13 protein-coding genes and 1 rRNA gene are annotated in these 20,141 nt (G+C 59.4%); 5 read left to right on the plus strand and 9 right to left on the minus strand.

Annotation, left to right across the window (positions count from 1 at the left end):
• Positions 1 to 95: 95 nt before the first annotated feature.
• The 3 genes from O9H32_RS31990 to gltB all read right to left on the minus strand — a co-directional run bounded on the left by O9H32_RS31990 (position 96) and on the right by gltB (position 7,004).
• Complete coding sequence (locus O9H32_RS31990) at positions 96 to 749, minus strand: hypothetical protein (protein ID WP_269870139.1); 654 nt, start codon at positions 747 to 749, stop codon at positions 96 to 98.
• Between the two features lie 165 nt (positions 750 to 914).
• Entirely contained in the window at positions 915 to 2,399 is a 1,485-nt protein-coding gene (locus tag O9H32_RS31995; RefSeq protein ID WP_269870140.1) for a glutamate synthase subunit beta, read from the minus strand.
• 15 nt (positions 2,400 to 2,414) lie between these two features.
• Complete coding sequence (gene gltB / locus O9H32_RS32000; protein ID WP_269870141.1) at positions 2,415 to 7,004, minus strand: glutamate synthase large subunit; 4,590 nt, start codon at positions 7,002 to 7,004, stop codon at positions 2,415 to 2,417.
• Between the two features lie 358 nt (positions 7,005 to 7,362).
• On the opposite strand from gltB, the gene O9H32_RS32005 reads away from it, so the two are divergent.
• Positions 7,363 to 9,309, plus strand: a complete 1,947-nt coding sequence (locus tag O9H32_RS32005; RefSeq protein ID WP_269870142.1) for a PAS domain-containing sensor histidine kinase — start codon at positions 7,363 to 7,365, stop codon at positions 9,307 to 9,309.
• A gap of 118 nt (positions 9,310 to 9,427) precedes the next feature.
• Positions 9,428 to 10,006 (plus strand): thymidine kinase, encoded by a 579-nt coding sequence (locus O9H32_RS32010; RefSeq protein ID WP_269870143.1) that lies wholly within the window; start codon positions 9,428 to 9,430, stop codon positions 10,004 to 10,006.
• A 115-nt stretch (positions 10,007 to 10,121) separates the two neighbouring features.
• On the opposite strand, the gene hisC is transcribed toward O9H32_RS32010, so the two are convergent.
• Positions 10,122 to 11,255: a histidinol-phosphate transaminase gene (hisC, locus tag O9H32_RS32015; protein WP_269870144.1), complete on the minus strand. Its 1,134-nt coding sequence runs from the start codon at positions 11,253 to 11,255 to the stop codon at positions 10,122 to 10,124.
• 198 nt (positions 11,256 to 11,453) lie between these two features.
• On the opposite strand from hisC, the gene pdxR reads away from it, so the two are divergent.
• Positions 11,454 to 12,980: a MocR-like pyridoxine biosynthesis transcription factor PdxR gene (gene pdxR / locus O9H32_RS32020; protein WP_269870145.1), complete on the plus strand. Its 1,527-nt coding sequence runs from the start codon at positions 11,454 to 11,456 to the stop codon at positions 12,978 to 12,980.
• 122 nt (positions 12,981 to 13,102) lie between these two features.
• Positions 13,103 to 13,603: a hypothetical protein gene (locus O9H32_RS32025; RefSeq protein ID WP_269870146.1), complete on the plus strand. Its 501-nt coding sequence runs from the start codon at positions 13,103 to 13,105 to the stop codon at positions 13,601 to 13,603.
• A 139-nt stretch (positions 13,604 to 13,742) separates the two neighbouring features.
• On the opposite strand, the gene O9H32_RS32030 is transcribed toward O9H32_RS32025, so the two are convergent.
• From O9H32_RS32030 to O9H32_RS32040, 3 genes are all read right to left on the minus strand, one after another.
• Positions 13,743 to 15,539, minus strand: a complete 1,797-nt coding sequence (locus O9H32_RS32030) for a 5'-nucleotidase C-terminal domain-containing protein (protein ID WP_406627436.1) — start codon at positions 15,537 to 15,539, stop codon at positions 13,743 to 13,745.
• 645 nt (positions 15,540 to 16,184) lie between these two features.
• The gene (locus O9H32_RS32035) at positions 16,185 to 16,445 is read right to left on the minus strand and encodes a hypothetical protein (protein ID WP_269870148.1); all 261 of its coding nucleotides are present in this window, start codon (positions 16,443 to 16,445) and stop codon (positions 16,185 to 16,187) included.
• 34 nt (positions 16,446 to 16,479) lie between these two features.
• On the minus strand, positions 16,480 to 16,830 hold the full coding sequence (locus tag O9H32_RS32040; protein ID WP_269870149.1) for a metal-sensitive transcriptional regulator: 351 nt from the start codon (positions 16,828 to 16,830) through the stop codon (positions 16,480 to 16,482).
• A gap of 223 nt (positions 16,831 to 17,053) precedes the next feature.
• Between O9H32_RS32040 and O9H32_RS32045 the strand changes: the two genes are divergently transcribed.
• The gene (locus O9H32_RS32045) at positions 17,054 to 18,700 is read left to right on the plus strand and encodes a hydroxysqualene dehydroxylase (protein WP_269870150.1); all 1,647 of its coding nucleotides are present in this window, start codon (positions 17,054 to 17,056) and stop codon (positions 18,698 to 18,700) included.
• A gap of 137 nt (positions 18,701 to 18,837) precedes the next feature.
• Here the strand turns inward: O9H32_RS32045 and O9H32_RS32050 are convergent, their stop codons facing one another.
• Positions 18,838 to 19,377, minus strand: coding sequence for a type 1 glutamine amidotransferase domain-containing protein (locus O9H32_RS32050; RefSeq protein ID WP_269870151.1), 540 nt, complete (start codon positions 19,375 to 19,377; stop codon positions 18,838 to 18,840).
• A gap of 646 nt (positions 19,378 to 20,023) precedes the next feature.
• A 5S ribosomal RNA gene (rrf, locus tag O9H32_RS32055) occupies positions 20,024 to 20,140 on the minus strand.
• Between the last annotated feature and the right edge of the window lies 1 nt (position 20,141).

The following is a 20,141-nucleotide window of genomic DNA, read 5'->3' on the forward strand; positions in this document are numbered from 1 at the left end:
GGCTGGCTGGCATGCCGGAATGCACGATGCTATCAACAAAAAACAGCCTGGCGGATCAATCCGCAGGGCTGTTTTTTTGCGCTGAACGGGGGAGATCAGGAAAACCATCGCCCCGACCGCTCGGCATCCCGCTTCTTCTTCTTCGCGTACTTCTGCACCCGGGATAGCATGACCGGCTCATCGGGCGCTTCCTGAGGGGACGCCGAAGGCTGCCGGTGCAAGTCCCCCGGCTCCTCCATGGAGGCCGCCGCTGCGCTCTCCTGCCGGCCGAGGTCGACGGAGGGCAAAGGCTCCAGAGGCTCCGCGGCTTCCGGCGGCACGGCCGGCTCCTGCCGATCCGCAGTCCGCTCTGCCACTGACACCTCGTCCCCTTCCCCAGGCGCGTCCGGTTCGTGCGCGGACCCTTCAACGGACAAGCCCTCTGCGTCCGGGGTCAGGGGCCACTCTGCCACGCGGGCAGGGGAGGTCTCACCGCCGGATACCGGTTCAGGCAGCGGCACAGGGTTCTGCCGGGCGGGAGCCTGAACCGGTGCCGCCTCGTTCTCCTGCCGCTCCAATCGGCTCAGCCGCTCATTCAAGACCCATACCGCCTGACGGAGCTCGGCTACCTCATAGCGCAGTGCTTCGATGTCCGAATCCCCCGGCCCCACGCCTCCCGCTTCTTCTTCCTCCCATGGCCACTCCTCGGATTGCTCCAGCAATGCCTTCCACTCTTCCGCCGTTAACAGCTCTTTGGGATCCTTGCGCACCCCGATGCCCCCTTCCGTTACTTGCAGACCGTACCGCGATTATACAATAGGACGGGGGCTGCACTCCACAAATTTTCACCAAAAAGAGGAAAAGGAGCAGCCCCGGCCTTCTGCCAGAACGTGCCCCCTCTAATTCACTTGCTCATTCCTGCTGCCTCAACTCCGTCACGGCAGATTCGTAGAACCCATGAGAAAGCGGTCAACCTCCCGGGCCGCCTCGCGCCCCTCATGGATCGCCCACACGACCAGACTCTGTCCGCGCCGCATATCGCCGGCGGCGAATACGCCCTCGGCGCTCGTCGCATAGCGTCCGTATGCCGCTTTGGCATTCGACCGCTCGTCGCGTTCAACACCGAGCGCATCGAGCACCGGGCTCTCCGGGCCGGTGAAGCCCATCGCCAGCAGCACGAGCTGGGCCGGGTACACCTGCTCGCTGCCCGGCACCTCGACCGAGACGAAGCGGCCCGCCTCGTCCCGCTGCCAATCAATGAGCACCGTGTGCAAGGCCTTCACCTGGCCGGCTTCATCCCCTTCGAACCGCTTCGTACTGATGAGATACCTGCGTGGGTCCGCCCCCTGGCGTGCAGCCGCTTCCTCTTGGCCGTAGTCGGTCTTCAGCACCTTGGGCCACTCCGGCCACGGATTATCTGCCGTTCGGGTCTTCGGCGGGCGGGGCAGAATCTCGAACTGCGTCACGCTGCGGCATCCATGCCGGATCGAGGTGCCCACGCAGTCGGTCCCCGTGTCTCCGCCGCCGATGACGACGACGTCCTTGCCTTCCGCGGACAGGAAGGCCCCGTCCGCATGAGCGGAGTCGAGCAGGCTCTTCGTATTGCGCGAGAGGAATTCCATCGCAAGGTGGATGCCTCCGAGCCCGCGGCCCTCGATCCGCAGGTCCCTGCCCTGCGTGGCCCCGCCGCAGAGGACGACCGCATCGTAGTCCTGTCGGAGCTGTGCCGCCGGGAGATCCCGGCCGATCTCCGTGCCGGTGACGAAGACGACGCCCTCGGCCGCCAGCAGGTCGATCCGGCGCTGGACCACCGCTTTGTCGAGCTTCATGTTCGGGATGCCGTACATGAGCAGGCCACCCGCACGGTCCGCCCTCTCATAGACGGTTACACTGTGGCCCGCCGCATTAAGCTGCGCCGCGCAAGCGAGTCCTGACGGGCCCGACCCCACGACCGCGACGGTTCTGCCCGTCCGCGTTGCCGGAGGCTGCGGCGACACCCAACCTTCCGCGAAGCCTTTGTCGATGATCGTCTTCTCGATGTTCTTGATCGTCACAGGGGTGCCGTGCAGCCCCACGGTGCAGGACCCCTCGCAGGGGGCCGGACAGACCCGCCCGGTGAACTCCGGGAAATTGTTCGTCTTATGCAGCCGCTCCAGCGCTTCCCTCCACTGTCCCCGGTAGATGAGGTCATTCCATTCGGGGATAAGATTCTGCACCGGGCAGCCTGCTGCCATGCCGCTGAGCAGCGTGCCTGTATGGCAGAAGGGGATGCCGCAGTCCATACACCTGGCGCCCTGCTGCTGGAGCTTAATCTCCGGCATGGGAATCGAGAACTCCTGCCAGTGGGCGATCCGCAGCAGAGGAGCGTGTTCGATCGGCACCTCGCGCTCGTATTCCATAAACCCGGTCGGTTTTCCCATCCGTGCTCCTCCTCCTTAGTTGCCGCCCACGCGGGAGACATCCTTCATGTTCTCTTCGAAGGCCACCAGCAAGGCCCGCTGCTGCGAGAGTCCGGAGCGCTTCACCCGTTCGATCGCCTCGAACATCCGCTTGTAATCCTTCGGAATAATCTTCACGAACCGCCACAAGAGTTCTTCCCAGTGCTGAAGCACCCGGTGCGCCACCGCACTGTCCGTATAGGTCGCATGATGCTGGATCAGATTCTTGAGCTCCTCCGCTTCGTAGATCTCTTCCACGTTCTCCAGCAGCACCATATCCCGGTTGCACCGGGCAGCGAAGGTGCCCTGTTCGTCCAGCACATAGGCGATGCCTCCCGACATCCCCGCCGCGAAGTTGCGGCCGGTAGGCCCCAGCACGACGACGCGCCCGCCTGTCATATACTCGCAGCCGTGGTCGCCTACGCCTTCCACGACGGCCCGGGCGCCCGAATTGCGGACGGCGAACCGCTCCCCGGCGTTCCCCCGGATATAGGCCTCCCCGTCGGTCGCCCCATAGAGCGCCGTGTTGCCGATGATGATGTTCTCCTCGGCAGAGAATGCCGACTTCTCCGGAGGGAATACCGCGAGCTTGCCTCCGGACAGCCCTTTGCCGAAGTAATCGTTCGCGTCCCCTTCGAGCGATAGCGTCATGCCCCGCGGAACGAAGGCCCCGAAGCTCTGCCCGGCCGTTCCGTTAAAATGCAGCCGGATCGTATCGTGCGGCAGCCCCTCCCCGCCATGGAGACGGGTCACCTCGCTGCCCGTGATCGTACCGACGACCCGGTTCACGTTGGAGATCGGCAGCACCGCATGCACCCGCTCCTTGCGCTCTAGAGCCGGGGCGCAGATCCCGAGCAGTTCGGTCCGGTCGAGCGACCGGTCGAGTCCGTGGTCCTGCGCTTCGCTGCAGAAGCGTCCCACCTCCGGCCCCATGTCCGGCCGGTGCAGCAGCGGCGCCAGGTCGACTCCCCTGGCTTTCCAGTGCGCCACGGCCCGCTTCGTCTCGAGCACTTCGGTCCGCCCGACCATCTCCTCCACCGTTCGGAACCCTAGTTCTGCCATGAGCTCGCGCGCGTCCTGGGCCACGAACTTCATGAAATTCACGGCGTGCTCCGGATCGCCCGTGAACTTCGCCCGCAGCTCCGGGTTCTGCGTCGCCACACCGACCGGGCACGTATCGAGATGGCAGACGCGCATCATGATGCAGCCGAGCGCAATCAGCGGCGTCGTGGCGAAGCCGAACTCCTCCGCCCCGAGCAGGGCGGCCAGGACGACGTCGCGCCCGGTCATCAGCTTGCCGTCCGTCTCCACCGTAATGCGGCTGCGGAGGTTGTTCAGCACCAGGGTCTGGTGCGTCTCGGCGAGTCCGAGCTCCCACGGCAGCCCTGCGTGGCGGATCGACGTCTGCGGCGACGCTCCCGTCCCGCCGTCGTAGCCGCTGATGAGCACAACGTCCGCCTTGCCTTTGGCGACGCCGGCTGCAATCGTGCCGACACCCACCTCCGAGACCAGCTTCACGGAAATGCGCGCACGCGGATTGGCATTCTTGAGATCGTGGATGAGCTCCGCCAGATCCTCGATTGAATAGATGTCATGGTGCGGCGGCGGGGAGATCAGGCCTACGCCGGGCGTCACCCCGCGCACTTCCGCCACCCAAGGGTACACCTTGGATCCCGGCAGCTGGCCGCCTTCCCCAGGCTTCGCCCCCTGCGCCATCTTGATCTGGATCTCGTCGGCGTTGACGAGATACGCACTGGTGACGCCGAAGCGGCCGGACGCCACTTGCTTGATCGCGCTGCGGCGCAGGTCGCCGTTCGCATCCGGCGTGAAGCGGTCCGGATGCTCACCGCCCTCGCCGGTATTGCTTTTGCCGCCGATCCGGTTCATCGCGACGGCGAGCGTCTCGTGCGCCTCCTTCGAGATCGAGCCGTAGGACATCGCGCCGGTCTTGAAGCGCCGGAGGATCGATTCCACCTCTTCTACTTCCTCGATCGGAACAGGCGTCCGGCCAGAGCGGAAGGCGAGAAGAGAACGGAGCGTCAGATAACGCTCATTCTCCTGATGGACGAGCTTCGTGAAGCTTCGGTAGGCGCTGTAATCCCCTGTGCGCACGGCCTTCTGAAGCGCGTGAATCGTCTCCGGGTTGTAGATATGCTCCTCCCCGTTCTTCCTCCACTGCAGCTCGCCCCCCGGGTCAAGCACCTCGTCGCGCCCTTCCTGCGGAGAGTAGGCCCGGCGGTGGCGCATCACGGCCTCCTCCGCAACCTCCTTCAGTCCAATGCCTCCGATGGGGGTGTAAGTCCACGTGAAATACCGTTCCACGAATTCGTCGCTGAGACCGACCGCTTCGAAGATCTGGGCTCCCCGGTACGACTGGATCGTGGAGATGCCCATCTTCGCAAGCACCTTCACGACCCCCTTCGTCGCCGCCTTGACATAATTCGCCGCTGCCTTGTCCGGCGTGAGTCCCTTGAGCGATCCCTTGCGGATCTGGCCCTCCAGCGACTCGAACGCAAGATACGGATTGATGCCTCCCGCCCCGTAGCCGAGCAGCAGCGCGAAGTGATGCACCTCCCTCGGCTCGCCCGACTCCACGAGCAGCGAGACCTTGGTGCGGGTGCCCTGCCGGATCAGATGATGGTGCAGTCCCGACACGGCCAGCAGCGCCGGAACCGCCGCCTGTTCCGGGTCGGTGCCGCGGTCGGAGAGAATGAGCAGCGCCACTCCTTCCTCCACCGCCGTATCCGCAGCGGCGAATAGGGCGGCAAGCGACCGCTGCAGCCCCTCCGCCCCCTCGGCGGCCGGGAACAGCATCGGCAGCGTCACGGCGCGGAAGCCTTCCCGCTGCACGTGGCGCAGCTTCGCCAGCTCCGCGTTCGTGAGGATCGGCGTCTCCAGCCGGATCTGCCGGCAGCTCTCCGGCCGCGGGTCGATGAGGCTGCCCTCGGGCCCGATAGTGGTGACCTGCGCTGTGATGATCTCCTCGAAGTTCGCGTCGATCGGCGGATTCGTCACCTGGGCGAACAGCTGCTTGAAGTAGCTGTAGAGCAGCTGAGGGCGCTCCGAGAGCACCGCAAGCGGAGCATCGAAGCCCATCGAACCGATCGGGTCGACCCCGGTCCGGGCCATCGGCTCGAGCACGCGGCGCAGGCTTTCGAACGTATAACCGAACGCCTGCTGCCGCTGCACAAGCGTATCCGCATCCGTCTCGGGCAGCAGCGGGACCGAAGGCAGCTCGGCCAGCGAGACAAGATGTTCGTTTAGCCACTCGCGGTACGGATGCTCCGCCGCCACCCCCGCCTTGAGTTCTTCGTCGGAGACAATCCTCCCTGCAGCGGTATCGACCAGCAGCATCCTCCCCGGCTGAAGCCTCCTCTTCGCGACGATCTTCTCCGGCGGGACCGGCAGTACGCCCGCTTCGGACGCGAGCACGATCCAGTCATCCGCCGTGACATAATATCGTGCCGGACGCAGGCCGTTACGGTCGAGCACCGCCCCGATCGAGACGCCGTCCGTGAACGCGATGGCGGCCGGACCGTCCCACGGCTCCATGAGCGTGGAGTGGTACTCGTAGAACGCCCGGCGCGCATCGTCCATCGACTCGTGCTTCGCCCACGGTTCGGGGATCATCATCATGGCGGCGTGCGGGAGCGACCGGCCCGAGAGCATCAGGAACTCCAGGCAGTTATCGAACATTTGCGAGTCCGAGCCGCCCGGATCGATCAGCGGGAGGATCGCGTCATAGTCGCTGCCGAACAGCTCCGTCCGGCAGGCCGCCTCGCGGGCGCGCATCCAGTTTACGTTGCCCCGCAGCGTATTGATTTCCCCGTTGTGGATGAGATACCGGTACGGATGCGCCCGCTCCCAGCTAGGGAACGTATTCGTGCTGAAGCGGGAATGGACGAGCGCCAGCGCCGATTCGAATTCCGGATCCTGCAGATCCGTATAATACCGGTCGACCTGCGCCGGCGTCAGCATGCCCTTATAGACGATCGTGCGGCTGGAGAAGCTTGCAAAATAAACCGCCCCTTTCCCCAGGGAAGCGGGACACTTCTCCGAGCGTTTGCGGATCACATACAGCTTGCGCTCGAACGACAGATAGTCCGGGGCCTCCGCCGAGGCGCCTACGAAGAACTGCCGGATACAGGGCTCTGCCGACTTGGCCGCCGTGCCGAGCAAGCCGTGATCCGTGGGTACGGTACGCCAGCCGAGGAACGTCTGCCCTTCCCGTCGCACCTGGTCTTCGATCCACAGCTCGGCTGCAATACGGGCTTCCGCCTCCCGGGGCAGGAAGAGCATACCGACGCCATAGCGTCCAGGCTCGGGCAGACGGATGCCCTCTTCACTGCAGACCCGCTGCAGGAACCGGTGGGGAAGCTGCAGCAGAATACCGGCACCGTCTCCGGTATTGCTCTCGCTGCCTTGCCCCCCGCGGTGGTCCAAGTTATAGAGAATCCGCAGCGCCGCCTTTACCATCTCGTGGGAAGGAACGCCTTTCATCTGGGCGACGAATCCGATCCCGCAGGCATCGTGTTCGAAGCTCGGGTCATACAGGCCTTGTTTGGCTGGAATTCCATTTCTGTTCATGGCTCGCGCAACCTCTCATTTCGGAATGGGTTACAGGGGTCCCTGCTGAGGTTCCCTGCATGGAATGCCATCGCTGAAATCATTCGCCAAATTGCACCATTAAGTTAACGCTTCACAGAAATGAAGCGGCATATACAAAGAAATAGAACGCCCCCTGCCTTCTGACCAAGCTGTGAACATTCGGTGAACAACCCTAGATCGTACCACTTATCTTACCATCCTCTACCCCGCCCGGCAATTTATAAAAAACTAGAGATTTCGACTCATTTTTAGGAAGAGGCCCCGATAGAAAAAGGGAAATGTAGACTTTTGACGAATGCTAACAGGATGCACCATCATGAAGCGGAGGAAGCTTCCCATGCCTGATCAAAGCCCGGATCTGCCCGCGCCCCGGGAGGAGCATACATCCCCGGATCCCCGGTACAGCCTGCACCGCATCTACGAAGACCTGGCGCTGAAACCCTTTTCCCATTCGGCGGCCGGCACCCTGCTCGCCGCAGCGGACGGACGTCTCGTTATGGCAAGCGAAGCGTTGACCCGCCTGCTCGGATACGAACCCGGCGCCCTGCAGGGATCCACCCTTCAAGAGCTTATTCATCCGGGCGACCTGCTCCTGCATATGCATCACCTCAGCAGGATGGCTGCCGGGCTCAGCAGCCAGTACACCGCCGAGCTACGGCTGCTGAGCCGCGTATCGGATCCCCTGTGGATGCACATCAGCGCCTTTCCGGTAGGCGGGGAATCCCGCAGCGCGCCCTACATCTATATGCACGCCCAGGATATAACCAGCCGTGTCCAAGCCGAGTCTGCTCTGCAGGAGTCCCATCTTCACCTGAACGCCCTGCTCGAGACCATGTCGGACGCGTACATGATGCTGGGCCGCGGAGCCGAGTTCCTCTATATGAACCCGAGTGCGGAGAAGCTGCTGCAGCGCACCCCCGAAGAGCTCCTTGGGCGCAGCTTCAGGGTCGTGATGCCCGAATGGTTCGGTCCCGTCTTCTACCGGGCCTGCCAGCGCGCGCTGGAGGACGGGATGCCCGTCTTCCTTCAGGAATACTTCCCTGCGGAGCAGCGCTGGCTCGAGATCCGCTGTCTGCCCTGCAAGCCCGGGCTCTCTGTCTTTATCCGCGATGTCACCCGGCACCAAGTGCAGGAAGAGAAACTGCGCACCACCAAGCAGCAGCTCGACTCCATGATCGAGCATGCGGCGGATAATATCGCGATTCTGGGCAGCGATCTCCGGCTGCTTCGCGTCAATCAAGCATTTCTCGACACCTTCGGTTATGCCGAGGAAGAACTGATCGGCTGCCGGCCGCCGAATATTCCGGACGAGTTGTGGATCGAATCGGAGCTGCTCTTCCGGCAGGCGCTCCAAGGCAAGCAGATCTCCGGGTTCGAAACGGTTCGCCGGCGCAAGGACGGTATGCTGCTCGATATGAGCCTTACCCTCTCTCCGATCGTCGGTGCCGACCATCATATTCCAGGCATCTGCATTATCGGCCGGGACATCTCGGACCACAAGCGGACCGAAGAGCTGCTGCGCAGCTCCGAGAAGCTCGCCGTCGCCGGACAGCTTGCCGCCGGCGTCGCCCATGAAATCCGCAATCCCCTAACCTCGCTCAAAGGCTTCACCCAGTTCATGAAATCAGGGGCGCAGTACAAGGAACAATACCTCGACATCATGATGTCCGAGCTTGATCGGATCGAACAGATCATCAGCGAACTGCTGCTGCTTGCCCGCCCGCAGGCCGTCACGTACCGGACCGTACCTCTCCCGCCGATTCTAACCCATGTCGTCTCACTGCTTGAACCGCAGGCCAATCTCCAGAATGTAGAACTGCATTCGCACGCTTCCGCCCATCTGCCGGAGATCTATTGCGAAGAGAATCAACTGAAGCAGGTGTTCATCAATCTTGTGAAAAATGCGCTGGAGGCCATGCCCAAGGGCGGCGCTTTGGAAATCGCAGCAGCGCCTGTCGACGACGCCGGCAGCATCCGGATTACCTTCAAGGACAATGGGCCGGGTATCCCGGAGGAGCTGCTGAAACGGCTCGGGGAACCGTTCTTTACCACCAAGGAAAAAGGATCCGGACTCGGGCTGATGATCTCCCAAAAAATCATTGCGGAGCACGGAGGCCGTCTGTCTGTCAGCTCCCGGAAGGGAGGCGGAACTACCGTTACAGTCGTTCTGCCCGCGGCTTCCAGCCAGCCGGGTCCGGGTTCGGGGAAGAAAGCGTCTGAGCCGCTCCGATTCGGGCCCGAGGTCCCGGCTGCACCCCAATTAATCCATACGGACACTCTGTAACCGGCCCATCCACTAGGAATCTGCCCATGCGTTCACGGGTATGCTGGGGGGTGTACCTTCCCTGCCGCAGTATGCTATGATGGTCTTCTGATTTTCTTGCAGAGAGGACGAGCATCCAGTGGCCCAACTCTATTTCCGTTACGGTACCATGAACAGCGGCAAATCGATCGAAGTGCTCCGCGTTGCCCATAACTACGAGGAGCAGGGCAAGAAAGTGCTCCTCTTCACCCCTTCCGTCGATGACCGGGAAGGCGTCGGCGTCGTAGCTTCGCGTATCGGGATGCGCAAGGACGGCATTATCATTGACGAGCACCTCGATATGGTCGCCATGGCGGCACAGGAACGCCCGAACTGTATTCTCATCGACGAAGCGCAGTTTCTGACGAAAGAACAGGTCGAGCAGCTGACGGAGATTACCGATACCCTTGGGATTCCGGTCATCACCTACGGCCTGCGGGCCGACTTCCTCGGCCAGCTGTTCGAAGGCAGCACCTATCTGTTCGCGCTCGCTGACAAGATCGAAGAGATCAAGACGGTATGCTGGTACTGCGACCGCAAGGCGACCATGAACATGCGCTGCAAGGACGGCGTTCCCGTCTTCGCGGGCGAACAGATCCAGATCGGCGGCAATGAGAGCTATATCCCGGTCTGCCGCAAATGCTATTCGCTGCAAAAGAAAGCGGCAGCGTCCAAGTAATCCCCTGCTTGGCCAGCTGCAGGTTCCCTTCCTTTCGTTGTCCGGAAGTCTGCTCACACATGCAAAAGCACCCTCCTCACGGACGGGTGCTTGTTTTTTCGCTTCCTGCTTGCGCTTATGCCTCGCCCTGCGCCAGCCAGCGCAGTCCGTCGATCAAACGGTCCATCTCTGCATGGGAGCCGATCGAGATCCGCACATGTTCGGGCAGCCCCCATGCGCCTCCATAACGCAGAATGATGCCTCGGGATAGGAGACGGGCACAAGCCTGCTGTGCATCCGATCCGAGACGTATCAGAACGAAGTTGGCCATACTGCCGGTATAGTCCAGTCCGAGTTCCCGGCAGACCGCATACAACCGGAGCCGTCCTTCCTCGTTCAGCTGCCGGGAAGCCTCCACATGCGCCTTATCCGTTAGGGCTGCGGCTGCCGCCGTCTGGGCAAGGGTGTTGACGTTGAACGGTTCCTTGGCCTGCAGCAGATGCCGGATCACCCCTCGGGGAGCTGCGCCGAAGCCGACCCGAAGACCCGCGAGCCCGTAGATCTTGGAGAAGGTTTGGAGCACGACGAGACCATAACCCTCCTGCACATAGGCAAGGCCGTCGGTATAATCGTCAGCCGTAACATAGTGGCTGTACGCCGCATCATAGACCACCAGTATGCCAGGCCGCAGTGAATCGAGCAGGCGCCGCAGTTCGCCCGCAGGCAGATACGTGCCCGTCGGATTGTTCGGCGAGCAGAGCCACAGAATCTTCGTGCGCTCGCTTACGGCCCTGAGCAGCGCGTCCACATCGTACCGGAACCCTTCTCCAAGAGGGACGCGGACCACCTCCGCATTCATCAGCAGGGTGCCGAACGCGTACTCGCTGAAGGTCGGATCCGGCACAATCACCTCATCCCCGGGATCCAGGAAGGTCTGTGCGATCAGAGTAAGGAGCTCGTCGCCTCCGTTAGTCACGATGAGCTCCTCTTCCGAGAGCCCCGTATGGACCGCGATCGCTTCCCGCAGGCGGACCGCCGCCGCATCCGGGTACCGGTGCAGTTCGGTAAGCAGGGCTGAGGCCGCCTCCACCGCTTTGGGCGAGGGACCCAGCGGGTTCTCATTGGAGGCCAGCTTGACCACCTCCTGAAGCCCTAGCTCCTGCTGCACTTCCCAGATGGGCTTCCCCGGCGAGTACGGGGTGAGCCGTGCTAGAACTCCTCTCGGCTGCACGCCCCCTTCACCCGTTTGGGTCTTCATCTCTTTACTCATTTCATTCGCTCCTTCCTGGTTTCCCACTAGCTTTATTTATCATTAGTCTCCCAGCTCTTTACATTCGTTCGCATCGTCATGATAATTAGCATTATACGGCATTCCTGTCATAATCAAATGGACAAAACTAAACCAAAAAGCATGACAGATGACGAATTTTCTTCCGTCGTACAGCAGACCCCGTCAGAACCATTCTCTATGCTTTCCGAAGGAGGGATTCCCCTGCTCGTTACCTTGAGCTTGGCTGCTCATTCCGAAGAACCGCTGTATATCCAGCTGTATCAAGCCCTCAAAGAAGAAATACTCAGCGGCCGGGCCGCACCGGGGGCCAAGCTGCCCTCCATCCGCCAGTTGGCGCAGCATCTGGGCCTCTCCCGCAATCCGGTTGAGGCGGCCTACGATCAGCTGGCGGGCGAAGGTTACATTGTCTCCCGGCCCAAAAGCGGCTACTATACGGCTGATTTGGAATTGCTGGACGAAAGTGGACTTCTCCTTTCCCCCGCAAAGACGCCCCAATCGACCCAAACCGCTCCCAAAAAAGCATCCGGTATCTCAGACTCCGTGCCTGCCAGCCCCAGGCCTGACCGCCGTGATCCGTCAGCCTCCCCTCCCATCCGTTTCGATATCGAGGGGATGGACGCGGAGCACTTTCCCTTCCCCTTATGGCGCAAGCTCACGATGGAAGTGCTTCAGCCCGCCAGCCGTGAACTTCTGGGTTACGGCGATCGCCGCGGGGAGCCGGGGCTCCGCGAGTTGATCTCCGCTTATCTGAGGCAGACCCGGGGCGTTCGCTGCAGGCCCGATCAGGTGATCCTGACGTCCGGTACCCAGCAGTCCATGCTGCTGGTCTCTTTGCTGCTTCGGGGGACGCACCCTGATCTCGCGGTTGAAGCGGCCATGGACCCGCGCATCGCCGCCCTTCTGCGGCAGCAAGGATTCCGCCTTCATCCCGTGCCTCTCGAAGACGACGGGTTCTCGGTGGATCTCCTGACGGCGAAGCAGCACAGGGCGGTCTATCTGACCCCCTCTCACCAATTCCCCTACGGGATGGTGCTGCCTGCAGCCAAACGGCTCAAACTGCTCCAGTGGGCTGCAGCCCGCGGCGGATATATTATAGAGGACGACTACGACTGCGAGTTCCGCTTTGAGGGCCGTCCGGTTCCCGCGCTGCAGGGAATGGATAATGCGGGCCGTGTCGTGTACCTCGGCACCTTCTCCAAGTCGCTCTCTCCCGCCTTCCGCCTCAGCTACTGTGTACTGCCGCCGGAACTGCTGGGCCGCTATGAGACCGAGCTCGCCTGGCACGAGTCCAGCGCTTCCCGGCTGACCCAGAAAACCATGGAGCTGTTCATGCAGCGCGGCCTCTTCGAGCGCCACATCCGTCGTATGAGGCAGCACTACCGGCACAAGCGCGCCCTTCTCCTCGAAGCCGTCGCCCGGCATATGGGCGGACAGGTGCACTTGTCGGGCTCTACGTCGGGACTTCATGTCCTTCTCGCGGTCGACTCCTCTCTTCCCGAACAAGTACTGCAGCGGCGTGCCGCCGACGCTGGCGTGGAAGTCCGCACCGTCTCATCGTATCACATGCGCGAAGCCGGGGAAGTGCTCGCCGGTTCTGCCGGCGGCGCGCCGGAGACCGCCTATGTTCTGCTTGGGTTCGGAGGCCTGCCGGAAGAGATGATCGAAGAGGGGATTCGCCGGATGGCCGCGGCTTGGTTCAGGTAACAATCGTACTTATCCTACTGCCGTCTCAGCTTAGCCTTACTCCAAGCTGCAGCCTCGGTCACATTCCCCCACCCTCTGCATATCCTGTCTATATAGGCATAAGCGGAGGAGGCGACTGCAACATGCCGCCAAGAGTCTTCTGGTACCGTATCGCTCTTCTGGGCTATTTGCTGTCGTGGTTTGTGGGAAGCTTTATCGCAGCCGGAGCGATTTATATCGGAGCCTTTACCCGGCTGATTGGGGGCGAATTCCCTGTAATTGAGGAGTACATGTATTATGCGCTTGCGGGGGCGGTAGGAGGCACCTTGTATGCCCTGCGGCTGCTCCATGAGCATTACGAACGACTCAGCGAGCGCTGGTATGTGTGGTATCTTCTTCGGCCCATCAACTGCGCCGGGGCCGCCGTCATGACGATCGTTCTCTTCAACAGCGGCATCATGCTGCTCCAGACGGGAGACACCATAGAGGCGCGCATCGGCATCGCCTTCCTCGTCGGGTTCGGCTACGGCAAGCTGATGGATAAACTGCGGATGCTGACCGAAGCCCTTTTCAACGGGGGCAGCCGGAAGGAAACCATGCCGGCCAGTCAGCCCTCAGGCGGCCGGCCAAACGAAAAAACTTAAAATGAACCTGCCTGTCGGCTGCGGCCCATTAGCGGATTTCAGGTTCAATGAGACGTAACGCCCCAAAAAGGAAAAACCAAAGTCCGCAAGCCTGCGGTGCTTTGGTTAAGGATAACGAGGGAGAAGGCTATCTTAATGCTTACGGCAGTACGATCTGCTGTCCCGGGAAAATGAGGCTCGGGTTGTGCAGCGCATTCAGCTCCTGCAGCTTCTGCCACGAAGTCCGATCCAGCTTCGCAATCGCCCAGAGAGTGTCACCTGGCTTCACCACATATATTCGTCCTGTGTTCTGCACTTCGGTAGGAACAACGGCTGGTGCTGGTGCCGGTGTTCCCCCTGCCGGTGCTGGTGCCGGCAGGACGGATGGAGCAGCCCCTTTCACTACAATACGGCCTTCGGCAGCTGCGGTTGCAGTCCCCTGCTTCTGCAGGTAAGAGATCAGCGTTTCTTCCAGGGACGAATAGTCGCCGAGCACGGGCTGCTCCTTGAACATGGTATACTTGTCGCCGCCAGCCGCAATGAAATCATTCGTGGCCAGGACGTATTCCTGCTCCGTCACCAGCGGCACCCCCTTCACATGGACGGAGACGACCCGGCTGCCCGCCGGCTTGGCCGCGTCGAACTCGAGCGTCATACCGCCGATCTGCGGGAACGGGGCGAAGGACTCCGGATATCCCGAGAGGCCGTGCTCCAGGCCAGCCAAGAGCTCTGAGCCTTTGACCTTCTTCGTCTGAATATAATTTCCGAACGGCAGCACGGTGACTACCTCGCCCTTCGTGATGGGACCCGGCTCGATTGAAGCCCGGATGCCGCCTCCATTCGTTATCGCCACGTCCGCTCCCGTCTCGCTGAGCATCGCATCGGCGATCAGACTGCCAAGATTGGACTCACCCTTGCGTACGACTTCACGGTCGCCGACCAGCTTCACCGAGGTGCTGCCGACTTCCTGGGAGAGTACAGCATCTTGGCCCTTTTTGATCTCTTTCAAGATCTCCAGGATAGCCGGATCCTCCGCGATGCCGCTTTCCTTCACGCTTTCTTTGCTCAGCAGACCTGCCGTCTTGCCCGTCAGCTTCCCGTTCTCGAACGTCAGGTCCACCCGGCCGATGTTCTTGAGGTACTCCCCGGTCTGAGCAATGAGGACGCTGCCTGCCTGGGTCCCCTCCTTCATCTCCGTATGGCTGTGACCGTCAATGATGACGTCGATCTCCGGTACGGCCTGCGCTACTTTGATGCTCGTATCCGTGCTTGACTCGTCGACGCCGAGATGGGCAAGCGCGATGATGGCATCCACCTTGCCTTTGAGCTCGCCTACTACGGCTTTTGCCTCCAATGCAGGGTCTTCAAAAGTAAGGCCCCGCACATTGTTCGGATGTGTCTTGAACGCCGTTTCGGGTGTGCTGAGGCCGAAGATGCCCAGCTTGATGCCGTCCACCTCCTTGATCACATACGACTTCAGAATGCGGCTCCCGTCCGCCTTCTTTGCATTGGAGGACAGGATGGGGAACTTGGTTTGTCCAGCCAATTCCACCAGACGGGGATATCCGTAGTTAAAATCATGGTTGCCCGCCGTCATCGCGTCGTACCCAACCGTGTTCATCAGCTTCACAATACTTTCGCCTCGCACCAAGTTAGCGATCGTCTGGCCGTGGAACGTATCTCCCGCATCAAGCAGCAGTGTATTCGGGTTGGCCGCCTTGTACTGTTTGGCTATAGTCGCCAAGGCCGCGTACCCGATGCCCGTCTCGCTGGCTTCCACGCGGGAATGAATATCGTTCGTGTGAAGCAAGGTGATGCTTTTCTTCGCAGCTCCGGCTAAGCCGGGAAACGTCTGGGCCGTCCTCTCATTAGCCGCGGCGGCCGGCAGAGCAGGCAGCGCCGCCATCAGCAGAGCGAACGTTCCGAGCAGCAAACGTGGGGAAGGGATGAATCGCATTTGCAGGTTCTCCTCCTATTATTGGGCTTGGACATATCCCAGCCAATATACCAAGCGAATATTATAGAGAGTCTTCATCCACGTTAAATGTTTGTAAATCCAGAAGGTCCGCTATCTCCCACTCTCAGCACCCGGTAGATAGCCCCCTTCCGTACCGACGAAGAGATGTCCCCGGCCGCCGTCACCTGCTGGTTCCTTCATACCGTAGCCCACGGCTCCGGCTCCATGCACAAAAAAATAGCGCCGGAACGCATCCGGCGCCAAAAGAAGATGAGGGCTTACTACTTAACGATGAACGAACGTTCACCCGGAGATGCCTGCTTCGATCAGAGATCTCGGCCCTCGCTCGCCAGTTCCACCAAGGGAATAGGCTACAGCGGTCTCTCCATGCTGCAGTTCTTGGATCAACCAAGAGCTGGGTGATACTACACCATTCGCATACTCTCGTGCGGCTACGGGGGTAGAGCATATGCCTCTTTCCTTTTCATCTGCCCCGGCTGGTTCCGCACGCCGGATCATGCTCCAATCTCTGGAAGCCGTATTGCTTCCTAGAGTCCGTGGCATCCCGGGTACTCCGCCGCTGCGTAATATCCGCTGTTGCCGGATGACTCAGCATGGTGAACACCAGCCATTTGCCTATTCCCTTTACCCCGATGCTCCGGATCGACGATCACGTCGTACCCAGCCGTACGTCGCTCCATCCGTGACGGCTCTGAGGAAACCTGCCTGCCGTTCTCCGCTGTACAGCGCCCAAGAGAGGAAACCCTCCACACTCTTGCGGGATCGTTCCTTGCTCCGGTGCGATGCCTGGCAGCTTGTCTTTAGGAGACCCTGAACTGCCACCAGCTGCAGTTCCTCCTTCCGGTTGCTGATCCGGTAAGGCAGACGTTCATGCATCCCTTCCATGAACGGTTCTCCTCTTCTCTCCCCTAATTACTTATCACTTGATGAGCTTACCCATGGTTTTCAGCAGCTCATCAATGACTTCCGTGTCTCCCTGCTCCAGACGCTCGACCACACAGCTGCGCATATGGCCTTCCAGTAGTATTTTACCCACCGAATTCAGCGCGGACTGAATGGCTGCGATCTGGTTCAGCACATCATCGCAGTACGTATCTTTCTCGATCATTCCCTTGACTCCGCGAATTTGACCTTCGATTCGATTCAGGCGGGAAACGAGATTATCCTTAACCTTGGCCGAGTGATGACTGCGCCGTTCCCCCGCAGCCGTGCAGCAGGCTTCCTCCTGTGCCGCATTCTCGGCTGCGGCAGCACTTGTTTTTGCTTCCATGTCCATCGTTCTCACCCTTGCTGGCTTTTTTTATAGTGTATCATACCCCTATGGGGTATACAATCCATTTGAAGCATTTCTTCTGAATTTACAGACACTCTCGCAAATAATATCCTACCATAGACCTATGCGTAACTTGTCAAAAATATGATTCCTTCGCCCCCCCAATCTATGATATAACTGTTACTAGATGTGAATGGTGTGTCATGTAAGGGAGGACCCTATGAAAACGAAAATTATTATACTTGGAGGCGGGGTTGCCGGGATGAGTGCCGCTCATGAACTCAGTGAGCGGGGATTTGATGTTTCCGTTTACGAGATGAAGCGCCTGCCCGGCGGCAAAGCCAGGTCGATGCCCGTGCCTGACAGCGGTACGGAAGGCCGCTACGACCTGCCGGGGGAGCATGGGTTCCGCTTCTTCCCCCGCTTCTATAAACATATTATCGATACGATGAAGCGCATACCTTACGGGGACGGCTATGTTGCCGATAATCTTACGGAAGGCACCCGCCTTGGGCTCGCCAGAACGGACGGCCCCCCTGTAGAGTTCCTTACCGAATTCCCTACTTCGCTCACCGACTTGAAGGATTTGTTCCGGTCGCTATTCGACAACAATCTGGGATTGACGGAAGCCGAAGTCGAACATTATGTAAGCCGTATTTGGCAGGTAATGACGAGCTGTGATGAACGCCGGGTTGAGGAATATCAGAATACGCCTTGGTGGAGTTTTATTGATGCGGAAGAGCAATCCCCAAACTTCCAGCGCGTCTTTGCAGGGATGACCCGGATTCTTGTAGCTGCCAAAGCAAAAGAAGCCAATACCTGTACCGTAGGAAAAGTCGGCGCCCAGATCATGCTGGATATGGTACGGCCCGGAGGAAGCGCAGACCGGCTGTTGGATGGGCCTACCAATGAAGTCTGGCTTCACCCTTGGCTTAGTTACCTGCGCCATATGGGCGTAGATTATCACCTGAACGCGAAGGTAGAAGCGATCTCATGTGAGAACGGGGTCATTACCGGCGCCACCATTACGCAGAATGGGATCGCCGAGGAGGTGCACGGTGACTACTACATTTGCTCTCTCCCTGTGGAAGTTATGGCTCCTCTGGTCACTCCGGCGATGCTCCAGACCGATCCTACGCTCGCCGGCATCAAACTGCTCTCCGACGATGTGGAGTGGATGAATGGGATTCAGTTTTATTTTAAAGAAGATGTCCCGCTGATTCACGGCCATATGATTTATATGGATTCCCCTTGGGCGCTTACTTCCATATCCCAGGCACAGTTCTGGCCCGACTTTCCCCTAAGCGGATATGGCGACGGACAAGTAAGGGGGGTACTTTCCGTAGATGTTTCCGATTGGGAAGCGCCGGGACCCGTATACGGCAAATCGGCCAAAACCTGCACCAAGGAAGAGATTATGCAGGAGGTATGGTTCCAACTGAAGCAGAGCCTCAATGTCTCCGGACAAGAAGTTCTAACGGATGATAACCTTCACTCCTGGTTCCTTGATGAGGATATTCATATGCCGAATCCATGGGGAGCCAGCACCAATCTGGAGCCTCTGCTCGTCAATAAAGTATATACCTGGGAGCTCCGGCCGAATGCATATACGCGGATTCCCAATCTTCTTCTCGCCGCCGATTACGTCAAAACCAATACGGACCTCGCGACCATGGAAGGAGCCAACGAGGCGGCCCGCCGGGCAGTGAATGAGATTTTGCAACGTACAGCCTCGGATGCGCGTCCCTGCCGGATTTGGGATATGTATGACTTTGATTTTCTTGCATTGCAGCGCCACCATGACAAGAAGCGGTTTGAGAAGGGGCTGCCTTGGGACGGCAGTATATTTTCCCCTATTGGCAGCTGAGCATCCGCCAGAATTACGAATCCCCTTGAATTCTGCTCTCGAAAAAAATCGCCTCGTTCCCGGCCATTCAACCGGGTTCGAGGCGATTTTTTTGGGGGGGTTCTTTTTCCTATGCTAGAGTACGGGACTTTTCCGCTCTAGTTCCGCTGGGAATGAACACTGGCAACAGACTCAAGCGCCTTCAGGGTTTCACGTATGAAAGCCGGCTCATCCTTCGGCGTACGGGAAGTGATCAGGTTACGGTCGACTACGACCTCTTTATCCTGAAAAGCAGCTCCCGCATTTGTGATATCATCCTGAAGCGGCGGATAACTTGTCAGGATACGCCCCTGCAGCAGTCCCGCTGATATTAGAATCTGCGGGCCGTGGCAAATGGCGGCGATCGGCTTGCCAACCTCGTCCATAACATGTACGAACGATTGTACGAGTGGATCGAGCCTCAACGCTTCCGGAGAAGAACCGCCTGGAATCACCACCGCATCAAATTCGCTCGGATTCGCATCTTTTATCGCTAGCTCTGTTACATAACTGGCTTGCTTCTGCTTGCCTTCCAACTTCTCTCCGGCCTTCAACCCTATAATTACGGCCTCATGGCCTGCTTCGCGAAGCGCATCATAAGGTTTTTGCATCTCGCTATCTTCAAATGCCGGACCAAGTAAAAAAGCAACTTTTGCCATGGGTATCGACTCCTTTTTATAAAACTTATTGAAGCACCTCCTATTATTACCCTCCAGGGCACTCCCACAATCAAAAGAACCAGTCATCTATGTACAAGCCATATTTACAAATCCCTTACGCTTTCTTTGCGAAACCTTAACCCTAGGCTGGTAAGAGGTTTGATACAATATCATTGAACAAGGGGCCCCAAAGCATCGTGTAACTCCCACTCCAACAGAATCGTCAGTCTTGTTTCTGGCCCTCCATCCCTTTTGAGGGAAGCTGTCTTATGCGCGCGCCCTCATACCGGGATCCTTTGAACAAATGACTTCGCTATCCATCTCCTTTTGTTAGTGCCACCTCCCTCAATGAATGTTTATATAAATGACTTCATTGCTTACCCCACTATGAGTCCCCATCAATTTATTCCTCGACCGTAGTCACCCTCTCAGTCTAAAAAACCTCCCCCCCCCACAGTCCCTACTAATTCCCCCCTCTCTTTCCACCAAGCCCTACGAACCCCAGGGCTTTTTCTTTCTTGTCACTCAGCTGATTGACAGAGTGCCACCAAATAATTCTACCCTCATAACCCCTTCCATCTAAAAATCAGATGCTATAATACAAAAAGGTCCTGATCAGCTAAAAACTGATCAGGACCTTGATTTGGCTTGGCGACGTTCTACTCTCCCAGGACCCTGCGGTCCAAGTACCATCGACGCTGGAAGGCTTAACGTTCGTGTTCGGGATGGGTACGCGTGGTTCCCTTCCGCCATCATCACCAAAC

The sequence above is a fragment of the Paenibacillus caseinilyticus genome (assembly GCF_027533645.1).
Lineage (GTDB): Bacteria > Bacillota > Bacilli > Paenibacillales > NBRC-103111 > Paenibacillus_G > Paenibacillus_G caseinilyticus.

Bases quoted from the DNA above. Each gene is read 5' to 3' on its own strand.
- O9H32_RS32050 (WP_269870151.1), bottom strand. From the start codon at position 19,377: ATGGCAAAAGTTGCTTTTTTACTTGGTCCGGCATTTGAAGATAGCGAG.
- O9H32_RS31995 (WP_269870140.1), bottom strand. From the start codon at position 2,399: ATGGGAAAACCGACCGGGTTTATGGAATACGAGCGCGAGGTGCCGATC.
- O9H32_RS32035 (WP_269870148.1), bottom strand. From the start codon at position 16,445: ATGGAAGGGATGCATGAACGTCTGCCTTACCGGATCAGCAACCGGAAG.
- O9H32_RS32025 (WP_269870146.1), top strand. From the start codon at position 13,103: ATGCCGCCAAGAGTCTTCTGGTACCGTATCGCTCTTCTGGGCTATTTG.
- gltB (WP_269870141.1), bottom strand. From the start codon at position 7,004: ATGAACAGAAATGGAATTCCAGCCAAACAAGGCCTGTATGACCCGAGC.
- hisC (WP_269870144.1), bottom strand. From the start codon at position 11,255: ATGAGTAAAGAGATGAAGACCCAAACGGGTGAAGGGGGCGTGCAGCCG.
- pdxR (WP_269870145.1), top strand. From the start codon at position 11,454: ATGCTTTCCGAAGGAGGGATTCCCCTGCTCGTTACCTTGAGCTTGGCT.
- O9H32_RS32005 (WP_269870142.1), top strand. From the start codon at position 7,363: ATGCCTGATCAAAGCCCGGATCTGCCCGCGCCCCGGGAGGAGCATACA.
- O9H32_RS32045 (WP_269870150.1), top strand. From the start codon at position 17,054: ATGAAAACGAAAATTATTATACTTGGAGGCGGGGTTGCCGGGATGAGT.
- O9H32_RS32030 (WP_406627436.1), bottom strand. From the start codon at position 15,539: ATGCGATTCATCCCTTCCCCACGTTTGCTGCTCGGAACGTTCGCTCTG.
- O9H32_RS32040 (WP_269870149.1), bottom strand. From the start codon at position 16,830: ATGGAAGCAAAAACAAGTGCTGCCGCAGCCGAGAATGCGGCACAGGAG.